General features: G+C 55.6%; 6 protein-coding genes. All 6 read left to right on the forward strand.

What is annotated here, in order from left to right:
• Positions 1-54: 54 nt before the first annotated feature.
• The 6 genes from Q9R35_RS12125 (at position 55) to Q9R35_RS12150 (ending at position 6,155) form a co-directional block, all read left to right on the forward strand.
• On the forward strand, positions 55-1,071 hold the full coding sequence (locus Q9R35_RS12125; RefSeq protein ID WP_042486504.1) for an amino acid ABC transporter substrate-binding protein: 1,017 nt from the start codon (positions 55-57) through the stop codon (positions 1,069-1,071).
• 98 nt (positions 1,072-1,169) lie between these two features.
• The gene (locus Q9R35_RS12130; RefSeq protein WP_311219916.1) at positions 1,170-2,357 is read left to right on the forward strand and encodes an amino acid ABC transporter permease; all 1,188 of its coding nucleotides are present in this window, start codon (positions 1,170-1,172) and stop codon (positions 2,355-2,357) included.
• The gene (locus Q9R35_RS12135; RefSeq protein WP_042486498.1) at positions 2,358-3,452 is read left to right on the forward strand and encodes an amino acid ABC transporter permease; all 1,095 of its coding nucleotides are present in this window, start codon (positions 2,358-2,360) and stop codon (positions 3,450-3,452) included.
• A 60-nt stretch (positions 3,453-3,512) separates the two neighbouring features.
• Positions 3,513-4,250, forward strand: coding sequence for an amino acid ABC transporter ATP-binding protein (locus tag Q9R35_RS12140; protein WP_042486495.1), 738 nt, complete (start codon positions 3,513-3,515; stop codon positions 4,248-4,250).
• A gap of 69 nt (positions 4,251-4,319) precedes the next feature.
• Positions 4,320-5,309: a tripartite tricarboxylate transporter substrate binding protein gene (locus tag Q9R35_RS12145; RefSeq protein ID WP_252605520.1), complete on the forward strand. Its 990-nt coding sequence runs from the start codon at positions 4,320-4,322 to the stop codon at positions 5,307-5,309.
• A 267-nt stretch (positions 5,310-5,576) separates the two neighbouring features.
• Positions 5,577-6,155 carry an OmpA family protein gene (locus Q9R35_RS12150; protein WP_109089344.1) on the forward strand — a complete coding sequence of 193 codons (579 nt, stop codon included), beginning with the start codon at positions 5,577-5,579 and terminating at the stop codon, positions 6,153-6,155.
• Positions 6,156-6,481 lie beyond the last annotated feature (326 nt).

Raw genomic sequence — 6,481 nt, forward strand, 5'->3', positions numbered from 1 at the left:
GCTGCAATTGTAATCTGCATCCATTTACCAAAAGTAAACAGGAGGTGATATTCCATGACCTTAGTGAAAACCATTGCATGTAGTGTTGCGTTGATGGCCCTGGCCGCTAATGCACAAGCAGGTGAAACCCTGGACTCGGTGAAGAAGAAAGGTTTTGTTCAGTGTGGTGTCTCAACAGGTATTGCAGGATTCTCGCTGGCCGACAGCAAGGGTGTCTGGTCCGGCATTGACGTGGACATGTGCAGTGCGATCGCCGCTGCTGTTTTTGGGGATGCCAAAAAATACAAGGTTACGCCTTTGACCACTCAGCAGCGCTTTACTGCCCTGCAATCGGGTGAGGTCGATGTGCTGACCCGTAATACCACCGCGACGATCTCTCGCGACACAACTCTAGGTTTGGTCAGCACTGGCATTAACTACTATGACAGCCAGGGCGTGATGGTGAAAAAATCCCTGGGCGTGAAAAGCGCCAAGGAGCTGGATGGAGCCGCTGTGTGCGTACAGCCCGGCACCACGACTGAGCTGAACCTGGCTGACTGGTTCCGTGGTCAGGGTATCAAGTTCAACCCTGTGGTGATCAACAACCCTGAAGAAGCCATGCGCTCCTTTACCTCCGGTCGTTGCGACGGCTTTACCAGTGATAAGTCCCAGCTGGCAGCCATGCGTGCTGCTCAGGCCACGCCGGACGAGTTCGATATCCTGCCCGAGGACTTCTCCAAAGAGCCGCTGGGCCCCTTCGTGCGTCAGGGCGACGAGGACTGGTTCACTCTGGTGCGCTGGACGCTGAACGCCATGCTGGAAGCTGAGGAATATGGCATTACCAGCGCGAACGTTGATGAAATGACCAAGAGCGATAACCCCAACGTCCAGCGTATTCTGGGCGTATCCGGTGAGCTGGGCAAAGGTCTGAAGCTGGATAACAAGTGGGCCTACAACATAATTAAACAGGTCGGCAACTACGGCGAAAGCTTCGAGCGCAATCTGGGTAAATCGACCGCCTTGAAGCTGGAGCGCGGTTTGAATGCGCAATGGCGTGACGGTGGCGTGATGTACGGCTGGCCAGTGCGTTAAGATTTCGGTCTTCGCTGTTTGTTCTTGCGTCTGGCTTCGGCCAGACGCGCGCCACCTCGCAGGGCTACGCGTAGTGCTGCATCCACGGGTTTTACGCTATGGCACAAAATACACCTGCCGCGCCAGCCCCCCCTAAACGGCGCCTGTCCTGGAATGATCCGTTCACTCGCGGCATTATTTACCAGGTGCTGATTTTGGGTGTGCTTGGCTTTTGTGTGTGGTATCTGGTCTCCAATACCTTGCACAACCTGGCTGTTCGCAATATTTCTACAGGCTTTGATTTCCTGAATCGAGAGGCTGGCTTTGCCATTGGCGAGTCGGCGCTGGCTTATAAGCCCTCGGATACTTATGGGCGGGCCATTCTGGTCGGCCTGGTCAATACGTTGAAAGTAGCGGTGATCGGCATTATTGCCGCCACCGTATTTGGCACCTTGCTGGGCATTGCACGTTTGTCCAAGAACTGGCTGGTTTCCCGGCTGGCGGGCTTGTACGTGGAAGTGATGCGTAACGTGCCATTGCTGCTGCAACTGTTTTTCTGGTACGCCCTGATTACCGAAACCTTGCCCGGCCCCAGGCAGGCTTTGAACCCCTTGGGCGGCGTATTTTTATCGAATCGAGGTTTGAAGCTACCCACCTTGCAGGGCGATGGCATGGACTGGATCTTCATGGGTCTGGGGCTTGCTGTGGTGCTGTGGGTCTTGATGGCGCACTGGGCGCGTCGTCGTCTGGAAAAAACCGGCCGACCTTTCCCCACCATTCGTTTTGGCATTTTGTTGCTTGTTCTGATGCCGGCTCTGGCCTTGCTGATCAGCCCCCAACCCTTGGCGCTGGATATACCACGCCTGCACGGTTTCAACTTTGTCGGGGGCGTGACCTTATCGCCTGAATTTGCCGCTTTGCTGGCCGGCCTGATTACCTATACCTCGGCTTTCGTGGCGGAAGTGGTGCGCTCCGGCATTCAGGCTGTGGGCAAAGGGCAATGGGAAGCGGCGCAGGCACTGGGTCTGTCCCGTGGTCGCATGATGCGTCTGGTGGTTCTGCCTCAGGCACTGCGCGTGATTGTGCCCCCCATGACCAGCCAGTATTTGAACCTGACTAAAAACAGTTCCCTGGCGGTGGCTATTGGTTATCCCGATATTGTGTCTGTGGTGAACACCACCTTGAACCAGACTGGGCAGGCGATTGAAGGCATCTTGATCATCATGGCGGCTTATTTGACGGTCAGTCTGTCGATTTCGGTCTTCATGAACTGGTACAACAATCGCATTGCTTTGGTGGAGCGCTAAATGAGTCATACGCCTACATCCACCGTAAGCGGGCCACCGCCATTGCAGCGGGGCCCCCTGGGCTGGCTGCGCCAGAACCTGTTTTCTTCTCCCTTGAATGCCATTCTGACAGCCTTGTCGGCCTGGCTGCTCTTGATGACCGTACCGGCCATGATCGACTGGTTGTTCATCAAGGCCAATTTCGATGCGCAAACCGCGCAGGATTGTCGGGCCAGTGCGGGTGCGTGCTGGGCTTTCATTCGTGAAAAGCACCGTCTGATCCTGTTTGGCATCTATCCCTATGACGAGCAGTGGCGGCCCTTGCTGGCCTCCATCCTGCTGACTTTGCTGATCGTGTGCAGTTGCGTGCGCTGGTTCTGGAAGCCGTGGCTGCCTTTGCTCTGGCTGGTTGGATTGAGCGTCGTGGGTATTTTGATGTGGGGCGGTGTGCTGGGTCTGAGCTATGTGGAAAACAGCCTGTGGGGCGGCTTGCCGTTGACCTTGATTCTGGCTACCTTCGGCATCGCTTTTGCCTTTCCTTTGGGCCTGTTGCTGGCCTTGGGACGTACCTCGCGCTTGCCGGCCGTCAAGGCGGTCTGCGTGGTCTATATCGAGCTGATTCGTGGCGTGCCGCTGATCAGCTTGCTGTTCATGTCCTCGGTGATGCTGCCTTTGTTCATGCCCGAGGGCTTTAACATCGACAAGCTGTTGCGCGCTCAGATCGCCATCATTCTGTTTGCGGCGGCGTACATCGCGGAAACCGTGCGGGGCGGCTTGCAGGCCATTCCCAAAGGACAGTACGAAGGGGCGGCTTCGCTGGGCTTGAGCTACTGGCGCACCATGCGGCAGATTATTTTGCCGCAGGCTCTCAAGATCGTGATCCCACCACTGGTAGGCATTTTCATTTCCCTGTTCAAGGACACCTCCCTGGTCGTGATTATCGGTATTTTCGATCTGACTCAGGCGGCCAAAGTGGCCTTGGCCGATGCAGCCTGGCGCGGCTTCAGCCGGGAAGCCTATCTGTTCATCGCACTGATTTATTTTGTGTTCTGCTACTCCATCTCTCGCTACAGTCGTTCGCTGGAGCGACGTTTGCAAACGGGTTATGAACGCTGACACAGGTAGCAAGGCTTTGGGTGTCACCTCGAGCCTTGCTGGCCAGACAAGGAGTTTTGCATGGCAGACGCCATTATTCAGCTAAAGAACGTCAATAAATGGTACGGGCAGTTTCATGTGCTGCGCGACATCAATCTGGACGTGGCCTCGGGCGAGCGCATCGTTATTTGCGGCCCATCGGGTTCGGGCAAGTCCACGTTGATCCGGTGCATCAATCGCCTGGAAGAGCATCAGAAAGGGCAGATTATTGTGGCCGGTGAGGAGCTTACCAACGATGTGCGCCAGGTCGAGGCCATTCGGCGTGATGTGGGCATGGTATTTCAGCACTTCAACCTGTTTCCCCACCTGACCGTAATGGAGAACCTGACTTTGGGACCGATGTGGGTACGTCGCAAGACCAAGGCGCAGGCGCAGGAGCTGGCCATGAAGTATCTGGAGCGTGTGCGCATCCCGGAGCAGGCCAACAAGTATCCCGGACAGCTTTCCGGTGGACAGCAGCAGCGCGTGGCTATTGCACGTTCCTTGTGCATGGAGCCTAAAATCATGCTGTTCGACGAGCCCACCTCGGCCTTGGACCCGGAAATGGTCAAGGAAGTGCTGGAAGTGATGGTGGAACTGGCCCATACCGGCATGACCATGCTGTGCGTGACCCACGAGATGGGTTTTGCGCGTAAAGTGGCAGATCGGGTCATTTTTATGGATCAGGGCGAAATCATCGAGCAAAATACCCCTGATGAGTTCTTTGACTCGCCACGCAGTGAAAGAACACGCGAGTTCTTAAGCCAGATCATTCATTAAGATCGGTGGCTGCTCTGAATGGGCTGCCTTGCGCAGCCCATATGCATTTTTATTTCAAGGAAAAAAGTGATGTTTCGTGTCTGTAAGTGGCTGCTGGCTGTCTCTGGTGTTGCGGCTGTCATGGCTGCCCCGGCTGTAATGGCAGAGGATTCCTATCCTTCCAAACCTATCCAGTTCGTGGTGCCTTACCCGCCGGGTGGCCCCTTGGATAGCATGGCACGCTTGCTGGCTGAACGTGTCAAAGGCGATCTGGGCACGGTTGTGGTGGAGAACAAGTCGGGCGCGGGTGGCAACATTGGTGCCAGCATCGTGGCCAAGGCCGCTCCGGACGGCTACACCCTGATGATGGGCGCCGTGGCTATCAACTCCATCAATCCCTGGTTGTACAAGACGGTTCCTTTTGATCCGGTCGAGAGCTTTGCGCCTATCGCTCTGGTTGCCTCGGTACCTAACATCCTGATCGTGAACAAGGAATTTGCTGCGGAAAACAAGATTGCGTCCGTGCAGGATCTGATCAGCTATGCCAAAGAACACCCCGGTCAGATGAACTTTGCTTCGGGCGGTAATGGCAGTGCAGGCCATCTGGCCGGTGAAGTGCTGAATACCCGTGCTCAGATCAATTCCGTGCACGTTCCTTACGCCGGTGCCAACCCCGCCAAGACAGCCTTGCTGGCTGGCCAAGTGCATTTCATGTTTGACAACCTGGCTTCAGCGGCGCCGTTGATCAAGGCAGATACCGTCAAGGCCCTGGCTGTGACGACTTTGGAGCGCTCCAGTTTCCTGCCCGACGTTCCCACGATGGAGCAGGCTGGTGTGAAACCGTTTGATTTGGGCACCTGGTTTGGTGTGTTTGCTACTGGCGGTACGCCACAACCTGTTCTGGACAAGCTGCATGCCGCTTATGCCAAGGCCCTGATGGACCCCGCCGTGCGTGAAGCATTGGCCACCATGGGCTCTGATGTGCAGCCTGGCACCATGGCTGAATTCAGCGAGCTTGTCAGCAGTGATCTGAAGAAGTACAAAGAAGTCGTTGCTGACTCGGGTGCCGAGTTGTTCTAAGGATTCAAGGGCTTAGTACCGGTAGCAACGATTGACCACGGTCTTGCCCAGCAGTGGGCAAGATCAAGAATTGTTAATGAAGGCAGTGAAGTCTGTTTTGAAGTGCCTGCTTGGGATGCCACTTGTTAGTATGTAAGGCGTTCAATCGGTCGTGGTACTTAACTTGAGATTACGGAGCCAATAATGACAATTTCCATTCGTTCTGCAAAATTAGCAGCATGTGCCGGTGCTATTTCCCTGTTGGCCGCTTGCGGCACTATGGACAATATGAGCACGGGCGGCCGCACGGCTGTTGGGGCTGGTGGCGGTGCCGCGGTCGGCGCGGGTATTGGTGCTCTGATCGGTGATAGCAGCAAGGCGGCCATGATCGGTGCCGGTATCGGTGCACTGGCTGGCGGTATTGCTGCGTATAACTGGTCGGGCATTAAAAAGGATGTTCAGCAGTCTGGCGCAACGGGCCTGGGTGTGGATGTGACCGAAATGCCCGACGGCAGCTTGCGGGTCAATATCCCAAGCAGCGTGTCTTTCGATACTGGCCATTATCAGTTGAAGCCTGCTTTGCTGCCGGTTCTGGATAGTGTTGCGCGTGCCATGAATCAGCATCCTGAGTTGCGTGCCAAGGCTGTGGGCCATACCGATAGCACAGGGTCTGCACAGACTAATCAGACTTTGTCGGTTAACCGTGCCAGTGCGGTGACCAATTACCTGACGCAGCAAGGTGTGGGACAAGGTCGTTTGATGGTTGAGGGCCGTGGCCCGAACGCTCCTATTGGTGATAATGCGACGGCTGAAGGCCGCGCCATGAACCGCCGCGTGGAGTTGTATTTGTACGCTCCGCAGAAGTAAGTCTCTGCTTGTACGCCTTCGGGCGTGTTGATAAAAGGCCCGGTTTTTTTAGCCGGGCTTTTTTTGTGCTCGATCGGGGAGTAATGGGGTTTTAGGGCAGGATCCTCTGCTTGTTGCTTGTTGCTTGTTGCTTGTTGCTTGTTGCTTGTTGTTAGCTGTGAGCTGCCAATTGGTGCTTATCTGTTGTCGCTGATGACGTCACCGTTGCTTTGGGGTAAGACTGATTATTGAGTAGAACCCAGTAATGAGCACGCCCTTGGGGGCGGTGGGGACCCGGAGGGGCTTGAGCACTTGCCGGTGCTGCGCACCGGTACCCTTGTCGAGGG

Origin of the sequence: Alcaligenes sp. AB3 (assembly GCF_031844565.1) — a bacterium.
Taxonomy (GTDB): domain Bacteria; phylum Pseudomonadota; class Gammaproteobacteria; order Burkholderiales; family Burkholderiaceae_B; genus Alcaligenes; species Alcaligenes faecalis.